This window comes from Microbacterium gilvum, from assembly GCF_039543865.1.
Taxonomy (GTDB): Bacteria; Actinomycetota; Actinomycetes; order Actinomycetales; family Microbacteriaceae; genus Microbacterium; species Microbacterium gilvum.
On sequence record NZ_BAABKO010000001.1, the window covers coordinates 452309 to 468867 of the forward strand.

Consider the following 16559-nt stretch of genomic DNA (forward strand, 5'->3'; position numbering starts at 1 on the left):
CCTTTCGTCATGCATCGCGCTCACGCGGGCGGCGCGTCCTTGATGACGTTCGTGATGCGCACGGTCGAGCAGCGCCGACCGTCCTCGTTCGTCACGACGATCTCGTGCACCGTGAGGGTGCGGCCGAGGTGGATGGGCGTGCACACGCCGGTCACGACGCCGTGCGTCGCCGACGCCGTGTGGGTGGCGTTGATGTCGACGCCGACCGCGAGGCGGCCGGGCCCCGCCCACAGGTTGGCGGCCATCGAGCCGAGCGACTCCCCGAGGACGACGTAGGCCCCGCCGTGCAGCAGGCCGACCGGCTGGGTGTTGCCCTCGACGGGCATCGTCGCGACCGAACGCTCGACGGAGAACTCCACGAACTCGATGCCCATGCGCTCCGCGAGGGCGCCCATCCCGCGCTCCCGCGCCCACGCCATCCCGTCGATCCGATCCGTCATCGCACTCCCGTCGTCGGATGTCCGCCGCCCTCGTTACGCTGGACGGGTGACGGACTCCACGAAGCCTACCCTTCTCGTCGTCGACGGCCACTCGCTGGCGTTCCGGGCCTTCTTCGCCCTGCCGGTCGAGAACTTCTCGACGCAGGACGGCCAGCACACGAACGCCATCCACGGATTCCTGTCGATGTTCATCAACCTGCTGCGCGACGAGAGCCCGACCCACGTGGCGGTCGCCTTCGACGTGTCGCGGGAGTCGTTCCGCACGCGCGAGTACGCGGAGTACAAGGGGACCAGGGCCGAGACGCCGGCGGAGTTCAAGGGGCAGATCCCGCTCCTGCAGGAGTGCCTGCGCGCCATGAACGTGACGGTGCTGGAGAAGCCCGGCTACGAGGCCGACGACATCCTCGCGACGCTCGCGACGCGTGCGGCGGGCGAGGGGTGGAACGTGCTCGTCTGCTCGGGCGACCGCGACACGATCCAGCTCGTGGACGACGACATCACGCTGCTGTATCCCTCGGTGCAGGGGGTGTCGAAGCTCAAGCGGTACGATCCCGCCGCGGTGGTCGAGAAGTACGGGCTCCCGCCCGAGATGTACCCGGACATCGCGGCGCTCGTGGGCGAGACGAGCGACAACCTGCCCGGCGTGCCGAAGGTGGGCGAGAAGACGGCCGTGAAGTGGCTCACCCAGTTCGGCTCTCTCGATGCGCTCCTGGAGGGAGCCGACACCATCAAGGGCGTCGTCGGCGGCAACCTGCGCGACCACCTCGACGACGTGCGCCGCAACCGCCGTCTCAACCGCCTGCTGCGCGATGTCGAGCTCCCCGTCGAGCTCGACGAGCTGGAGCGCGCCGGCGTCGACGGCCAGGCGCTGCGCGACGTCTTCGCGCGTCTCGAGTTCCGCGCGCTCCTGTCGCGCGTGCTCCAGATCACGGGCGACGCGGGCGAGCCGGAGGCCGATGAGCCGTCCGCGCAGGCGCCCGCCCCCGTCGAGACCTCGGCGGAGGAGCTCGTCGGGTGGCTCGGCGGCGGCGACGCGGAGACGGGCGTCACCGTCGTCGTCGAGGGCGGTCTGCCGATCCGGGTGGGCTTCGCCCGGGCCGACGCGATCGCCGAGGCCGACTGGTCGGACGATGTCGCGGAGTCAGTCCGCGCGTGGCTGGCATCCGACGCCCCGAAGGCGTTCGCCGATGCGAAGCCGCAGGTGAAGGCACTGCGCCGCGCGGGACTCGACCTGGGGGGCGTCGCGTTCGACGTGGTCCTGGCGGGATGGCTCCTGCGTCCGAGCTTCCCGGACAAGACGCTCGCCGACCTCGTCGACACGTACCTGCATGAGAAGCTCCCGGAGGCGGACCCGTCGCAGCTCGTGCCCGAGAACGAGGGCGCGACGCCCGGCCAGCGCGCATGGTTCACGGCGCGTGCAGCGCGCGCCCTGCGCGAGGCGCTCCCCGAGAGCGTGCTCTCGGTGCTCGTCGACATCGAGCTGCCGACGCTGCTGGCGCTCGCCGACATGGAGCTCGCGGGCGTCGCGGTGTCCCACGAGAGCCTCTCGGGCTTCTCCGCCGAGCTCGGCGCGCGGGCCGCGCAGCTCGCCGAGCAGGCGTATGCGACGATCGGCCACGAGGTGAACCTCGGTTCGCCGAAGCAGCTGCAGGAGGTGCTGTTCGTCGAGCTCGACCTGCCGAAGACTCGCAAGACGAAGACGGGCTACACGACCGACGCGGGCGCCCTCGCCGAGCTGCAGGAGAAGGCCGACCATCCCTTCCTCGGGCTGCTCCTGGCGCACCGCGAGGCGACGAAGCTGAAGCAGATCATCGACGGGCTCGACCTCGCGATCGGCGCCGACCGCCGTGTGCACACGACCTACGTGCAGACGGGGTCGCAGACCGGCCGGCTCTCCAGCACCGACCCCAACCTGCAGAACATCCCGGTCCGCACCGAGGAGTCGCGGCGCATCCGGTCGGCGTTCATCGTCGGCGAGGGGTACGAGACGCTGCTCACCGCCGACTACTCCCAGATCGAGATGCGCATCATGGCGCATCTCTCAGGCGATCCCGGCCTCATCGAGGCGTTCAACGCGGGGGAGGACCTCCACCGGTTCGTCGGTGCGCGCGTGTTCGGCGTCGATCCGTCGGATGTGACGGCCGAGATGCGCACCAAGGTGAAGGCGATGTCGTACGGACTCGTCTACGGCCTGTCGGCGTTCGGGCTCTCCAAGCAGCTCCGCATCGAGCAGTCGGAGGCGAAGACGCTCATGCTCGAGTACTTCGCGCGCTTCGGCGCCGTGCGCGACTACCTGCGCTCATCCGTGGAGACCGCCCGCGTGGAGGGGTACACGGAGACGATCTTCGGCCGCCGCCGTCCGTTCCCCGACCTCACGAGCCCGAACCGCGTGCTCAGAGAGAACGCCGAGCGGGCAGCGCTCAACGCGCCGATCCAGGGCTCGGCGGCCGACATCATGAAGATCGCGCTGTTCCGCGTGCATCAGGACCTGCTCGGGATGCGCTCGCGGCTGCTCCTGCAGATCCACGATGAGATCGTCGTGGAGGTCGCGCCGGGGGAGTGGGACGACGTGGAGCGCATCGTGCGCCAGCGCATGGCCGGCGCCGCCGAGCTCACCGTGCCGCTCGACGTCCAGATCGGCCGGGGAGCCGACTGGAACCAGGCCGCGCACTGACGGACCCTGCACGGACGAGAGGATGACGATGACCGAGGACGCGCGCACACCCACTCAGATCGACGGCATCGCCGAGCGCTGGGTCGACACGCTCGTGGAGCTCTCGCCGACGCTCGCGACGTACATCGGCCGCTCCGAGGGCGCCGACCGCTACGACGACTTCGGCCCGGAGGGCGCGGAGCGCCATGCCGAGGAGGCGCGGCGGACGCTCGCGGAGATCGAGGCGGCGATCCCCGTCGACGAGGTCGACCGGGTCACGCAGCTGGACCTCGCGGGCGAGCTGCGTCTGTCGCTGGAGCTGCACGAGGCGCGCTGGAATCTGCGAGACCTCAACGTGATCGCGAGCGCGCCGCAGGACATCCGCCAGGTGTACGACCTCATGTCGACGGAGTCCGACGACGACTGGTCCGTCGTCGGCCGGCGCCTCGCCGCCGTGCCCGCTGCCGTGGACGGGTACATCGCGACGCTCCGCGAGGGCGTCGCGCGCGGCGTCGTGCCCGCGGTGCGGCAGGTGCGGGAGGTCGCGGCGCAGATCCCGCGCTATACGGCGGACGACGGCTTCTTCGCGGGCCTCGCGAGCCGGGCGGCCGCTGCCGCGGGCGCCGCGGCGGCGGCCGACGTGGAACGCGGCGCCGCCGCGGCCCGTGTCGCCTACGACCGGCTGACGGCGTTCCTCGGCGACGAGCTCGCTCCTGCGGCGCCGCACGACGACGCCGTGGGCCGGGAGCTCTACGCGCTGCACTCCCGGCGGTTCCTGGGCGCCGAGATCGACCTCGACGAGACCTATGCCTGGGGCATCGAGGAGCTCGGCCGGATGGTCGCGGAGCAGGAGGCGATCGCCCGCGAGATCCTGCCGGGCGCGAGCGTCGACGAGGCCGTCGCGCACCTCGAGGCCGACCCCGCGCGCAAGCTCGTCGGCACCGAGGCGCTCCGGGAGTGGATGCAGGCGACGAGCGATCGCGCGGTCGCCGAGCTCGCGCGGACGCACTTCGACATCCCCGAGCCCGTGCGCCGCCTGGAGTGCATGATCGCCCCGACGCAGGAGGGCGGGATCTACTACACGGGCCCGACCGACGACTTCTCGCGTCCCGGCCGCATGTGGTGGTCGGTTCCGGAGGGCGTGACGGAATTCGACACGTGGCGGGAGCTGACCACGGTCTACCACGAGGGAGTCCCCGGCCATCACCTGCAGATCGGCCAGGCCGTCTACAACCGCGCCGAGCTGAACAGCTGGCGGCGGCTCCTCGCGGGCACCTCGGGCCATGCGGAAGGGTGGGCGCTCTACGCCGAGCGGCTCATGGAGCAGCTGGGCTACCTCGACGATCCCGCGGACCGCCTGGGCATGCTCGACGGGCAGCGCATGCGCGCGGCGCGCGTCGTGCTCGACATCGGCGTGCACCTCGGCAAGCCGCGTCTCGAGGGCGACGGCGTCTGGGATGCCGAGTACGCGCTCGCATTCATGCGGAGCAACGTGAACATGTCCGACGAGTTCGTGCGCTTCGAGGTGAACCGCTATCTCGGCTGGCCGGGTCAGGCGCCCGCCTACAAGGTTGGCCAGCGCATCTGGGAGCAGCTGCGCGACGCCTACGCCGCCCGCGTCGGCGACGGGTTCTCGATGAAGGACTTCCATCGGCGGGCTCTCGACATCGGCGGCGTCGGCCTCGACACGCTCAAGGAGGCGCTCCTCGCCTGACCGCCCGTGGCGGCGCGGCGGGAATGTCCCGCTTCGCGGCGTGGTTCATGCAGGTGAATAGAGAGGATCCGCATGGACATCGAACTCGGGCTCGACACCTTCGGCGATGTGACGGAGGGCGCCGACGGCGCGCCTCTGACGCAGGCGCAGAGCATCCGCAACGTCGTCGCGCAGGCGCGTCTCGCCGACGAGGTGGGCGTCGACTTCTTCGGCGTCGGGGAGCACCATCGTCCGGACTTCGCCGTATCGAGCCCCGAGACGGTGCTCGCCGCGATCGCGGCGACCACGGAGCGCATCCGGCTCGGGTCGGCGGTGACCGTGCTGTCGAGCGACGACCCCGTGCGCGTGTACGAGCGCTTCGCCACGGTCGACGCGCTCTCGAGCGGGCGGGCCGAGGTGGTCGCGGGCCGGGGCTCGTTCACGGAGTCGTTCCCGCTGTTCGGCTACGACCTGCGCGACTACGAGGCCCTGTTCGAGGAGAAGCTCGATCTCCTCGCACGGCTTCTGCGCGAGGAGCCCGTCACCTGGAGCGGCACGATGCGGGCGGCCCTCGACGACGTCTCGGTCTTCCCCCGCACGGAGGGCGGCATGCCGCTCTGGGTCGGCGTCGGCGGCTCACCCGAGTCGGTCGTGCGCGCGGCCCGCCAGGGCGCGCGGCTCATGCTCGCGATCATCGGCGGCCCCGCCGGCCGGTTCGCGCCGTTCGCCGACCTCTACCGCCGTTCGCTGGCCTCGTTCGAGCGGGCGGAGCTGCCGATCGCCGTGCACTCGCCGGGGCACATCGCCGACACCGACGAGCAGGCGTGGGACGAGCTGTACCCCTCGTTCGCCGCGTCGCGCGACCGGATCGGGCGCGAACGAGGGTGGGGCGGGACCTATAACCGGCTCACGTTCCAGAACGACGTGGGCCCCGCGGGCGCGGTCTACGCGGGCTCGCCGGAGCGCGTTGCGCGCAAGATCGCCGACACCGTCCGCGCGCTCGGACTGAGCCGGTTCGACCTCAAGTTCTCCAACGGCGCGCTGTCGCACGAGCGGATGATGCACAGCATCGAGCTCTACGGCACGCGCGTCGCGCCGCTCGTGCGCGACATGCTCGCGAACTGACGGTCCGCCTCAGCGCTCCCCGCGCGGCCGGTCGAGGCCCATCCGGATGCGCGTGCGCTTGCGCTCGCGCAGGATGAACGCCGCCCCGACCAGCCAGATGGGGATCTGCGTCAGGAAGGCGAGCCGGAAGGCCTCGAGCGTATAGTCGGCCGGCTCGCTCGCGCCCTGCACGTCGAGGGCCACGCCGATGAAGAGGATCGCGAGGAGGCCGGCGAGGAACCCTCCGACGTTCGTGATGCCGGTCGCCGTGCTGAGCTGATGGGAGGGGTTGTGGGTGCGCGCGTGGTCGAAGGCGATCATCGACGCGGGGCCGCCCGTCGCGAGCGCGACGGCGAGGAGGAGCAGGAGCCAGAACGGCGCGGGGCCGGGCCACGCCAGCACGACGACCCAGGCCACGAGCTGGATGCCGACGACGGGGAGCACGAGCATGTGCGAGCGGCGGGTGGGGTTGCGCGACGACAGGATGCCGATGACGGGTCCGAACACGATGCCCATGAGCACGAAGGTGCTCTGCACGAGCGACGCCTGACCGCTCGAGAGCCCCTCCCCGGCCGTGAGGAAGGGGAAGCCCCACAGCATGACGAACGCCGTGCCCGCGAACGGCGTCGTGAAGTGCGACCAGAAGGCGAGGCGGGTGCCGGGGTTGGCCCAGGCGGCGCGCAGGCCCACGCGCGTGTCGATGGCGCTCGTGACCACCCGGATGGCTCCGGTCTGCGTGTCGACGGACACGTCGGCGGCGCGCTCGGGAGGGTGGTTGCGCACGAGGAGCACGATGAGGACCGCGAAGAGCAGCGCCAGCCCGGCGAGGCTCCCGAAGGCGATCGACCACGACGTCGCGTGGAGGAGGGCGGCGAGCGGCAGGATCGACACGAGCTGGCCCATCTGCCCGACGATGCCGGTGAGCTGCACCATGAGGGGGTTCCGCTGCGCGGGGAACCAGGTCGCGACGAGGCGGAGGGCGCCGGGGAAGATCGCGGCGTCGCCCGCGCCGAGGAGCATGCGGGCGAAGATCGCGACGCCGACGTTGGGCGAGACCGCCATGATGAGCTGTCCTACCGCCATGACGGCCATCCCGATCGCCATGATCGGGCGCGCGCCGTATCGGTCGAGCCAGAGGCCGATGGGGATCTGCATGAGGCCGTAGACGCCGAGCTGCAGGACGGCGAACATCGACAGCGTGGACGCGTCTGCGCCGAAGTGCTGCGCCGCGTCGACGCCGACGGCCGACAGCGAGGTGCGGTTCGTGACGGAGAGGACGTAGCCGAGGACGGCGACGATCCAGATCGTCCACATCCACGCGGGGGACGGGTGCGCGGCGGGGGATCTCACCGATCCAGGCTACTCCCGGGCGTCACCCGTTCCTGTCGGGATGACACTAACCTGGAGCCATGCCCGCCCCCTCCGCGCGCCTCGACACGCTGCCGTTCAACCGCCGCCACGTCCGCCTCCTCACGGGGTCGGGGATCGGCTGGGCGCTCGACGCCATGGACGTCGGCCTCATCTCCTTCATCATCGCGGCGCTCACCGTGCAGTGGGGGCTGCAGCCCGGCGAGGCGGGCCTCATCACGTCGATCGGCTTCGTGGGGATGGCCGTCGGCGCGAGCGTGGGAGGCCTGCTGGCCGACCGGCTCGGACGCCGTCAGGTCTTCGCGATCACGCTCCTCGTCTACGGGGTGGCCACGGGCGCGAGCGCGCTCGTGGGCGGCGTGGGGGCGCTGCTCGTCCTGCGCTTCTTCGTCGGACTCGGCCTCGGATCGGAGCTCCCCGTCGCGTCGACCTACGTGAGCGAGTTCGCGCCGGCGCGCATCCGCGGGCGGCTGGTCGTCGTCCTGGAGGCGTTCTGGGCGGTCGGCTGGACGCTCGCTGCGCTCATCGGGACGTACGTCGTGGGGGCGTCAGACGACGGATGGCGGTGGGCGTTCGTGCTGGGCGCCGTGCCGGCCGTGTACGCGATCATCGTGCGCTGGGCGCTGCCGGAATCGCCGCGATGGCTCGAGTCGCGCGGCCGCATCGCCGAGGCGGAGGCGATCGTGCGGACGTTCGAGTCGGCGTCGCCGCGCATCGCGGCGGCACCGCCGATCACGAAGCCGAGCGATTTCGCGCGCGAGTCGCCCAAGGGTGCCGCCGCGATCGCGGCGCTGTGGGTGCCGGCCCTGCGCATGCGAACGGCGGCCATCCAGCTCGTCTGGTTCTGCGTGAACTTCTCCTACTACGGGGCGTTCATCTGGATCCCGTCGATCCTCTTCTCGCAGGGATACGAGCTCGTGCGGTCCTTCGAGTTCACCCTGCTGATCACGCTCGCGCAGCTGCCCGGCTATGCCGTGGCCGCATGGCTCATCGAGGTGTGGGGAAGGCGTGCGACGCTCGCCACGTTCCTCGCGGGCTCGGCCGTGGCGGCCATCCTCTTCGGCACCGCCGGCGAGCTGTGGCAGATCCTCGTGTTCGGGTCGCTGCTGTCGTTCTTCAACCTCGGGGCGTGGGGTGCGCTGTACGCGGTCACGCCCGAGCTCTACCCGACGAGCGTGCGCGCGACGGGTGCAGGCTGGGCCGCGGGGATCGGGCGCATCGCGTCGATCGTCGCGCCGCTCTTCACCCCCTGGGCGCTCGCCCAGGGCGGCCCGGTGCTCGTCTTCACGGTGTTCTCCGTCTTCTTCGGGGTCGCGGCGATCGGGACCATCCCGCTCGCCGACAAGAAGGGCGAGACGCTCGATGCGACGCTGTCGCAGGTGACGCGGGGATAGCCTGGAGCGATGAGCATCCGGTACGTCGCCATCGGGGATTCGTTCACGGAGGGGGTCGGCGACGAGCTGCCGGATGGCGCACCGCGCGGCTGGGCGGATCTCGCGGCCCAGGGGTGGGCGGACGCGCGGGGCGAGCCGATCTCGTATGCGAACCTCGCCATCCGGGGGCGGCTCGCGTGGCCCATCGTCGACGAGCAGCTCGAGGCCGCCCTCGCGCTCCGGCCGACGCACCTGTCGTTCAACGGCGGGGGCAACGACATGCTCCGCCCGGGCGTCGCCATCTCGTCGATCGCCGACGCCTTCTCGCGCGTGCTCGAGCGCTGCGACGCCGAGGGCGTCCGCCTCGTGCTGCTGTCGGGGGCGAATCCGTCGGCTGGGCTGCCGATGCGGCGGCTCATCCAGCGTCGCGGCGACGAGCTGTCGGCCGCGGTGCTGGAGCGCGTCGCGCACCGCCCTGACGTCGTGCGGGCGCTGAACTGGCCCGATCGCGTGCTCTCGCAGCCGCGGTTCTGGTCGCACGACCGCCTGCACATGAACGCGCGAGGGCATCACCGTGTCGCGGCGCGCGTGCTCGATGCTCTCGGGGCCGGCGCGCCGGAGGAGTGGTGGGACGTGCCGGGGGAGGAGACCCGGCATCTCGGCGGGGCGGCGTACTACCGGGCGCACGTGCTGCCGTGGATCCGTCGCCGCGTCACGCGGCGGTCGTCGGGGGATGGCCGCGCCGCCAAGTTCGCCGACTGGGTCGAGGTCGCGCCCGCCTGATTCTCATTCAGGGGAATGAAAAGCGACGCGCGCGTGGTTGCATGGTGATGTGAAGAGCATCGGCTTCCTGTCCTTCGGCCACTGGACCCCGCACCCCGACTCGGCGACGCGGAGCGCAGGCGACGTGCTCCTGCAGTCCATCGAGCTGGCGCAGGCGGCGGAGGAGCTCGGCGCGGACGGCGCCTACTTCCGCGTCCACCACTTCGCCCGCCAGCTCGCGTCGCCCTTCCCGCTGCTCGCCGCGGCGGGCGCGAAGACGAGCCGCATCGAGCTCGGCACGGGCGTCATCGACATGCGCTACGAGAACCCGATGTACTTCGCCGAGGACGCGGGGGCCGCCGACCTCATCTCGGGAGGGCGCCTGCAGCTCGGCGTGTCTCGAGGGTCACCCGAGCAGGTCGTCGACGGGTGGCGGTACTTCGGCTACCAGGCGGCGGACGACGACCCGTCGGGCGCCCAGGCCGCGAGAGAGAAGACAGAGCTCGCCCTGCAGCTGCTGGAGGGGCAGGGGTTCGCGCAGCCGAACCCGCGCCCGATGTTCCCGAACCCGCCGGGGCTCCTGCGCATCGAGCCGCACTCGGACGGCCTGCGGCGTCGGATGTGGTGGGGCGCCGGGTCGGATGCGACAGCGCGCTGGGCGGCGGAGAAGGGCATGAACCTCATGTCGTCGACGCTCAAGGACGATGAGTCGGGCGAGCCGTTCCATGTGCAGCAGGCCGCCCAGATCCGCGCGTTCCGCGAGGAGTGGGCCGCGCACGATCACGGCTTCGAGCCGCGGGTGTCGGTGTCGCGGTCGATCTTCGCGATCGTCGACGAGCGCGACCGGCGGTACTTCCTCGGGAGCGGCGACCGCGACGACCAGTTCGGCTACATCGACAGCACGCGGTCGGTGTTCGGCCGGTCATATGCGGCGGAGCCCGACGAGCTCATCGAGCAGCTGGCGGCCGACGAGGCGATCACCGAGGCGGACACGCTGCTGCTCACCGTGCCGAACCAGCTGGGCGTCGAGTACAACGCCCACGTGCTCGAGGCCATCCTGACGCACGTGGCGCCCGGTCTCGGGTGGCGCTGAGCGCTCGTCAGCGTCCGCCGGTGACGCGGATGGTCGTGCCGGCGGCGTAGGAGGCATCGGGGGAGAGCGCGAAGGCGACGACCCCCGCCACTTCATCCGGCGTGCCGGCGCGGCCCATCGGATGCGCGGCGGCGACGCGACCGGGTCGGCCGGGGTCTCCCGCGTCGGCGTGGATCCGCGTCTCGATCGTGCCGGGTGCGACGCCGATCACGCGGATGCCGTGGGTCGCGACTTCGGCGGCGAGACCCTTCGTGAGAGTGTCGACTCCCGCTTTCGCCGCGGCGTAGTGGACGTATTCGCCCGGTGATCCCGTCGTGGCCGCGCCCGACGAGATGTTCACGAGCACGCCGCCCGGGCCCAGCAGCTGCACGGCCCGTCGTGCGACGAGGATCGCGCTCGTGAGGTTGAGGTCGACCACCCGGCGGATGATCTCGGCGGGCGTGTCGGCGAGCGGCCCGATATGGAGCGTCGCACCGGCGTTGTTGACGACGGCTGTCAGGTCGTCGGAGCCGTCGAACAGCGCGTCGACGCCGTCGTCGTGGGAGAGGTCGGCGCGCACGATGCGGCAGCCGGCGCCGAGCGCGCCGACCTCTTCTCTGGTGCGCTCGGCCGCCTCGTCGTCGTGCGCGTAGCCGAGGACGAGGTCGTGCCCGTCCGCCGCGAGGCGGAGGGCGATCGCGCGGCCGATCCCGCGCGTGCCGCCGGTGATGAGGGTGAGGGGCCTGGCCATCCGCCCACGCTATCGGCACGTAGGGTCGGAGCATGTCCGTCCGCGTCCGTGCCGCCGTCTTCCCCGACGATCTCGTCGCGGTGCGCGCACTCGTCGGCGCCTATCTCCGCCAGACGGAGGCGGAGAAGGCGATGCACGGCCTCGCTGTCGCCGGTGCGCCCCTGCCCGATCCGTACGCGCGCGAGGTCGTGGACCCCGCGTGTGCGTTCGCCGGGATGACCGTGCTGCTCGCCGAGACCGACGGCGCGCCCGTCGGCGTGGTGGTGTGCGTAGACGGGACGGATGGCCGCGAGGTCAAGCGGCTGTGGGTCGACCCTGCGGTACGCGGCACGGGGGCGGGCCGCGCACTGCTCGACGCGGTGCTCGCGTCGTCCGCGAGACCCGTGCGCCTGACGGTGTGGCGCTGGCGGGAGCCCGCCATCCGCCTGTATCGCCGGCTCGGGTTCGCGGAGGTGCCGTCCTGGGACGACCGGCGCGACCTCGTCTGCCTTCAGCTCGACTGATCGCCGCTCGCGGGCTCGGATTCCCGCGGGGCGTCGGGGAGGAGCTTCAGCCCGATCACGGCTGCCACGATTCCCACGAGGAAGACGATCTTCGCCGTCGAGACGGGCTCGTCGCCCGTCGCCATCGCCCAGACGACCGTGAGCGCCGCGCCGATCCCGACCCACACGGCGTACGCGGTGCCGATCGGGATGTGCTTCACGGCCCATCCGAGCCCGGCCATGCTGAGGGCGATGGCGACGACGAAGGCCGTGACGGCGACGGGCCCGTCCGCGATGCGGCCGAGCGCCGTCGCCCAGACGGCTTCCAGCACGCCGCTCACGATGAGGACGATCCAGGGCATGTCAGCTCACCGCCTTGAGACCCGCGATGGACGCCACCAGGAGCAGGAGGAGCAGGACCCTCGCGAGCGTGGCCCGCTCCTCGCGGCGGATGATCGCCCAGACGACCGTGAGCGTGGCGCCGACGCCCACCCAGACGGCGTACGCGGTGCCCGTGGGCAGCTCGGTCATCGCCCAGGCGAGGCCGCCGAGGCTCACGAGCATCGCCGCGAAGAACAGCAGCGTCGGCCGCCAGCGGCGGAAGCCCTTCGAGGCGGAGAGGGCGGATGCCCAGACGGCTTCCAGCACCCCCGAGAGGACGAGGACGATCCATGCCATGACGCGACCCTTCTGAGTCCGTCTTGTCGTGGTGCGGGTACGGCTCCCTCGTCCGCGGGCCTGCGTCGGCCCCGGAGCCAGGGTATCCGCACCGCCTGGGCACAGCGTGTGCACGCGCGCGGCGAGAATGGGGGAGTGGGCTCCCTGGACTTCGAGATGGCGCCGATCGCTCCCGGCTCCGTGACGTTGCACGACGCGCGGCGGAAGGTGCGGCGCACCGTCGCGTTGGAGGCGTTCGAGATCGGCGTGTATCCCGTCACGCAGGAGCAGCTGGGCGAGCTGCTGGGAGTGTCAGCGTCAGCGCCTCGGCGACCGGTGGCGGACGTGACCTGGCAGCGGGCCATCCGCTTCTGCAATGCGGCGTCGGAGTGGGAGGGTCTCGCGCCCGCTTACGCGTTCGACGGCGAGGATGTGCGCTGGGACGCGACGTCGGACGGCTATCGTCTGCCGACGGAGGCGGAGTGGGAGTTCGCGTGCCGTGCGGGGTCGACCGGGCCGCAGTACGGCCTGCTCGGCGACATCGCGTGGACGGCCGCCGACGGCGTGTCGACACCGCAGGAGGTCGGCGGGCGGATGCCGAACCTCAACGGACTGTTCGACACGCTCGGGAACGTGTGGGAGTGGTGCTGGGATCTGCTCGACCCCGCCCGGTACGGCGAGTACCGGGTGTTCCGCGGCGGCGGATTCGCCGATGACGCGTGGAGCGTGCGGGCATCGGCCCGGCGGGGCGGAGCCCCCCGCATGCACCACGAGGACGTCGGCTTCCGGATGGCCCGAGGAGGTTTCGACGATCCGGACGAGGCCCAGGGATGGTCAGCCGCGGCCGATCGCGAGCGCGCCGTCGACGACGGTCCGACCCCGTTCGGCTGGACGCCGCGCCGCTGACGCGTCACTCCGCCTCGAACTCGGCTTCCGAGACGATGCTCGAGGCGACGATCGTCTCCTCCTGGGGGTCGTAGACGCCCGCGACGACGAAGTCGCCCCAGCGCACACCCGACGCCTCCTCGAAGTCGCCCTCGAGCGAGGACCAGTCCCATCCGACCAGAAGCGGGCCCGAGCAGGAGGGCGGCAGCGACTCGGCGACGCCGCCCGTGCACAGCACGGCGCCGTCGCCGTCGTCGATGACCGTGAGCGGCGTGGCCGTGTCGAACGCGGTCGGCGTCGTGGCGGTCGTGAAGACGGGCTCCGGCTCGGCGGACACCTGCGCGCCGGGGGAGGTCGTCGCGCAGCCCGAGAGCACGAGGAACGCCGCCGCGCACGAGACGGCGAGAAGGGGACGATGTGGGGCGCTCATAGTCTCCAGTGTCGCCTCTCGGCGGCCGACTCACACCCTGTCTTCCTGCAGGGGACCCGTGTAGCGGTGACGCGCGACGATGAAGCCGGCGTTCCGCTCCACCGTCAGCAGCTCCAGATCGGCTCGGCGCGGGAACAGCGGGCGCCCCGCCCCCAACGTGACGGGGGCGATGGATGTGACGATCTCGTCGAGGAGGCCGGCGTCGGCGAACTGTCCAGCGAGATCGCCGCCGCCGACGATCCAGACGTCCTTCTCGCCGGCCGCCGCGCGGAGGCCGGGTGCGAGCGCGCCGACCGGTCCGGACGCGAATCGCACGTCGGCCCCGGCCGCCGCGGGGAGCGGGAGCGTCCGCGAGGTCATGACCCATGAGGGCACGTCGTACGCCCACGATCCCGGGTCGTGGGCGAGCACCCACTCGTATGTCGTGGACCCCATGACGATGGCGCCGACGTCGGCGATGAAGCGGGTGTAGTCGCCCGCGCCGCCGTCGTCGAGCGGCTGCCGCAGCAGCCAGTCCAGCGAGTCGGCGGGATCCGCGAGGAATCCGTCGAGGGTGGTGGCGGTGTAGTAGACGATCCTGCCCATGCGCCGATCCTGCCCCCGACCCCGGACATCGGCCATCCCGCCGCGGTAGCATCGGCACGTTCGATCACTCCGGGGGGACACGATGGACGACGACCCGACGCCGCGCCGACCGGCCTGGCAGGGGATGGCCGCGGGTGCGATCGGCGCGGTCGCAGGCCTCGCTCCCTGGCTCGCGACGGGCGCCCGGCTGCCCCTGCAGAACCTGTGGGCGTCGACCGTCCTTCCCGACGCCATGCCGTTCGCGCTCCTACCCGTGAGCCAGTACGACGTCCTCACGGTGCTCGCGCTGCTCGCGACGGGAGCGGTCGCGGCGGCCATCGCCGCGGCATGGCTGCGGCTGCCTCGATGGGCGACGGCCGTCGGGCTCGCGGTCGTCCACGTCGTCGCGCTCGCCCAGGCTTTCTCGGTCGCGGCAGAGGGCCTCGAGGTCGGGAGCACGGCGGACAGCCGCGTCGTGCTGTACTTCGGGGCGATGCTCGCGGCAGCCGTCATGTCGGCGGTTCTCGCGCAGATCGCGTTCCGGCTCGTGACATCGCCTAGCGCCGCGACGCGCGCCGTGGGCATCGCTCTGGTCGCCCTGCCGGTCTCGTCCTGGTGCGCGCTCTGGATGCGCGTCGCCTTCGGGCCGGGGAGCATCCCGGGCGGCCTGCTCGCGGTGATGCCGTGGATCCCCGCGGTCCTGATCGGCGTCGCTCTCGGATGGTGCGGCTTCCGTCCGGCGCCCCGCGTCGTCGTGTGGGCCGTCGCGCTCGCTCTGCTGTGGGTGCTCCCCGCCCTCACGACGGCATTCGCCTCGGCGACGGGCATGCGCGTGCTCGGCGACGATGTGGCCGAGATGGCCGACTACGGGCTCGCCGTCTTCCCGCTCGCGCTGCTGCGGGTGCCGGCGTGGCCCGTTCTCGGCGCCCTGCTCATCGGGCTCGTCGTGTGGGCGACCAGGGTGGTCTTGCGCACGCGTGCGGCGGAGCGCAACCCTCTGCCGGCGACGGCGCGCCGTCCGTAGCGTCGACGTCGTGAACGACGCCATCTCGCTCCGCGACATCCGGGAAGACGACGCCGGCGAGGTGATGACGCTGCAACGCGCGGCCTTCGTCTCCGAGGCCCAGATCTACGGAAGCGCCGACATGCCGCCGCTCACCCAGACGCTCGAGGAGGTCCGGTGGGAGCTGCGCGACAACCTGGGCTGCGTCGCGCTCGACGGCTCTCGGATGGTGGGTGCCCTGCGCGCGCGGCTGGACGGCGAGCTGCTGCTGGTCGGACGCATCGCGATCGCCCCCGACGCGCAGGGCGGCGGCATCGGATCGCAGCTGCTGGACGCCGTCGAGCGCCGTGGCGCGGCGGCGGGAGCGCGCGAGGCTGAGCTGTTCACGGGATCGCTCAGCGAGGCGAACATCCGCCTGTACGAGCGGCAGGGGTACCACGAGACGGAGCGCATCGACGAGGGCGACGGCACGGCGCAGGTGTTCCTGCGCAAGCGCATCGAGTGACCGCGCGTCAGTAGCGGCCGGAGAACCCTCCGTCGGCATGCAGGAGCTGCCCCGAGATCCACCGGCCCTCCGGCGACAGCAGGAACGATACGACGGCGCCGATGTCGCGCGGCGTGCCGAGCCTCCCGAGCGGGTGCGCGGGGACGAGCTCGTCGGCGAAGCCGTCGGGCATCCAGCCGGTGTCGATGGGGCCGGGGTTCAGCGCGTTCGCAGAGATGCCGAGGGGACCGAGCTCACGCGAGGCGGAGATCACGATCCGGTCGAGAGCGCCCTTCGAGGCGCCGTACGGCAGATTGCCCGTCGTGTGGTCGCTCGTGAGGGCCACGATCGCACCCCCGTCGGCGGGGATGCGGCGCGCGAACGCCGCGATGAGAAGGAGCGTTGCGCGCGCGTTCACGGCGACGTGGCGGTCGAAGCTCTCGGCGGTCGTATCGAGGATGCCCGACTCGACATCGTGCGCGTGGCTGAGGACGAGGGCCGAGATCGGACCGTGCGCGCCGGCGACGGCTTCGACGAGCCGGCCGGGGCCATCCGGTGTGGAGAGGTCGGCGTCGACGTCGGCGCCGGCGAGATCGCTCGTGACGACCTCCCAGCCGTCCGCTCGGAGCCGCGGGACGATGCCGGCGGCGATGCTGTTCGCGCGCGCGGCGCCGGTGACGAGGGCGAGGGGCATTGCTCGAACCTAACTCAAGAACCAGCTGGCAAGACCCTGAACCGATTTGTTATCTGTTCGTGATCTCTGCCTAAGGTGTCCGACGTGAACCGCGAAGGACGGCTGCCGGATCCACCCCGTGAGTCCTTCGTTCCCCGAAATCGA

At 71.9% G+C, this 16559-nt stretch carries 18 protein-coding genes and 1 riboswitch; of the genes, 10 read left to right on the plus strand and 8 right to left on the minus strand.

Annotation, left to right across the window (positions count from 1 at the left end; genetic code table 11):
• Nucleotides 1–20: 20 nt before the first annotated feature.
• A complete protein-coding gene (locus ABD998_RS02295; protein ID WP_345435520.1) occupies nucleotides 21–440 on the minus strand; it encodes a hotdog fold thioesterase in 420 nt (139 codons plus the stop codon).
• Nucleotides 441–486: 46 nt separating this feature from the next.
• Here ABD998_RS02295 and polA point away from each other — a divergent pair, with 46 nt between their 5' ends.
• The 3 genes from polA (at nucleotide 487) to ABD998_RS02310 (ending at nucleotide 5911) form a co-directional block, all read left to right on the plus strand.
• Nucleotides 487–3114: a DNA polymerase I gene (polA, locus tag ABD998_RS02300; protein WP_345435522.1), complete on the plus strand. Its 2628-nt coding sequence runs from the start codon at nucleotides 487–489 to the stop codon at nucleotides 3112–3114.
• A gap of 28 nt (nucleotides 3115–3142) precedes the next feature.
• A complete protein-coding gene (locus ABD998_RS02305) occupies nucleotides 3143–4807 on the plus strand; it encodes a DUF885 domain-containing protein (protein ID WP_345435524.1) in 1665 nt (554 codons plus the stop codon).
• 72 nt (nucleotides 4808–4879) lie between these two features.
• The gene (locus tag ABD998_RS02310) at nucleotides 4880–5911 is read left to right on the plus strand and encodes an LLM class flavin-dependent oxidoreductase (RefSeq protein WP_345435526.1); all 1032 of its coding nucleotides are present in this window, start codon (nucleotides 4880–4882) and stop codon (nucleotides 5909–5911) included.
• Nucleotides 5912–5920: 9 nt separating this feature from the next.
• Here the strand turns inward: ABD998_RS02310 and ABD998_RS02315 are convergent, their stop codons facing one another.
• Complete coding sequence (locus ABD998_RS02315; RefSeq protein ID WP_345436897.1) at nucleotides 5921–7204, minus strand: MFS transporter; 1284 nt, start codon at nucleotides 7202–7204, stop codon at nucleotides 5921–5923.
• A gap of 95 nt (nucleotides 7205–7299) precedes the next feature.
• On the opposite strand from ABD998_RS02315, the gene ABD998_RS02320 reads away from it, so the two are divergent.
• From ABD998_RS02320 to ABD998_RS02330, 3 genes are read left to right on the plus strand one after another with little or no spacing between them, the layout of a single operon-like run.
• A complete protein-coding gene (locus ABD998_RS02320; protein WP_345435528.1) occupies nucleotides 7300–8652 on the plus strand; it encodes an MFS transporter in 1353 nt (450 codons plus the stop codon).
• A gap of 9 nt (nucleotides 8653–8661) precedes the next feature.
• On the plus strand, nucleotides 8662–9414 hold the full coding sequence (locus ABD998_RS02325) for an SGNH/GDSL hydrolase family protein (protein ID WP_345435530.1): 753 nt from the start codon (nucleotides 8662–8664) through the stop codon (nucleotides 9412–9414).
• 49 nt (nucleotides 9415–9463) lie between these two features.
• Nucleotides 9464–10486, plus strand: coding sequence for an LLM class flavin-dependent oxidoreductase (locus ABD998_RS02330; RefSeq protein WP_345435532.1), 1023 nt, complete (start codon nucleotides 9464–9466; stop codon nucleotides 10484–10486).
• 7 nt (nucleotides 10487–10493) lie between these two features.
• Here ABD998_RS02330 and ABD998_RS02335 read toward each other — a convergent pair whose 3' ends face one another.
• Nucleotides 10494–11216, minus strand: coding sequence for an SDR family NAD(P)-dependent oxidoreductase (locus ABD998_RS02335; RefSeq protein WP_345435534.1), 723 nt, complete (start codon nucleotides 11214–11216; stop codon nucleotides 10494–10496).
• A 32-nt stretch (nucleotides 11217–11248) separates the two neighbouring features.
• On the opposite strand from ABD998_RS02335, the gene ABD998_RS02340 reads away from it, so the two are divergent.
• Nucleotides 11249–11719 (plus strand): GNAT family N-acetyltransferase, encoded by a 471-nt coding sequence (locus ABD998_RS02340; RefSeq protein ID WP_345435536.1) that lies wholly within the window; start codon nucleotides 11249–11251, stop codon nucleotides 11717–11719.
• On the opposite strand, the gene ABD998_RS02345 is transcribed toward ABD998_RS02340, so the two are convergent.
• Nucleotides 11707–12060, minus strand: a complete 354-nt coding sequence (locus ABD998_RS02345; RefSeq protein ID WP_345435538.1) for a DMT family transporter — start codon at nucleotides 12058–12060, stop codon at nucleotides 11707–11709. The genes ABD998_RS02340 and ABD998_RS02345 overlap by 13 nt on opposite strands.
• Before the next feature lies 1 nt (nucleotide 12061).
• Entirely contained in the window at nucleotides 12062–12376 is a 315-nt protein-coding gene (locus tag ABD998_RS02350) for a DMT family transporter (RefSeq protein ID WP_345435540.1), read from the minus strand.
• An 11-nt stretch (nucleotides 12377–12387) separates the two neighbouring features.
• Nucleotides 12388–12452, minus strand: a riboswitch (guanidine-III (ykkC-III) riboswitch).
• Nucleotides 12453–12532: 80 nt separating this feature from the next.
• Here ABD998_RS02350 and ABD998_RS02355 point away from each other — a divergent pair.
• On the plus strand, nucleotides 12533–13261 hold the full coding sequence (locus ABD998_RS02355) for a formylglycine-generating enzyme family protein (protein WP_345436899.1): 729 nt from the start codon (nucleotides 12533–12535) through the stop codon (nucleotides 13259–13261).
• Nucleotides 13262–13265: 4 nt separating this feature from the next.
• Here the strand turns inward: ABD998_RS02355 and ABD998_RS02360 are convergent, their stop codons facing one another.
• Nucleotides 13266–13670, minus strand: coding sequence for a hypothetical protein (locus ABD998_RS02360; protein ID WP_345435542.1), 405 nt, complete (start codon nucleotides 13668–13670; stop codon nucleotides 13266–13268).
• A 30-nt stretch (nucleotides 13671–13700) separates the two neighbouring features.
• A complete protein-coding gene (locus tag ABD998_RS02365; protein WP_345435544.1) occupies nucleotides 13701–14255 on the minus strand; it encodes a dihydrofolate reductase family protein in 555 nt (184 codons plus the stop codon).
• An 82-nt stretch (nucleotides 14256–14337) separates the two neighbouring features.
• On the opposite strand from ABD998_RS02365, the gene ABD998_RS02370 reads away from it, so the two are divergent.
• Nucleotides 14338–15258, plus strand: a complete 921-nt coding sequence (locus ABD998_RS02370; RefSeq protein WP_345435546.1) for a hypothetical protein — start codon at nucleotides 14338–14340, stop codon at nucleotides 15256–15258.
• 64 nt (nucleotides 15259–15322) lie between these two features.
• Entirely contained in the window at nucleotides 15323–15742 is a 420-nt protein-coding gene (locus ABD998_RS02375) for a GNAT family N-acetyltransferase (RefSeq protein ID WP_345436901.1), read from the plus strand.
• Between the two features lie 7 nt (nucleotides 15743–15749).
• Here the strand turns inward: ABD998_RS02375 and ABD998_RS02380 are convergent, their stop codons facing one another.
• The gene (locus ABD998_RS02380) at nucleotides 15750–16415 is read right to left on the minus strand and encodes an SDR family oxidoreductase (protein ID WP_345435548.1); all 666 of its coding nucleotides are present in this window, start codon (nucleotides 16413–16415) and stop codon (nucleotides 15750–15752) included.
• Between the last annotated feature and the right edge of the window lie 144 nt (nucleotides 16416–16559).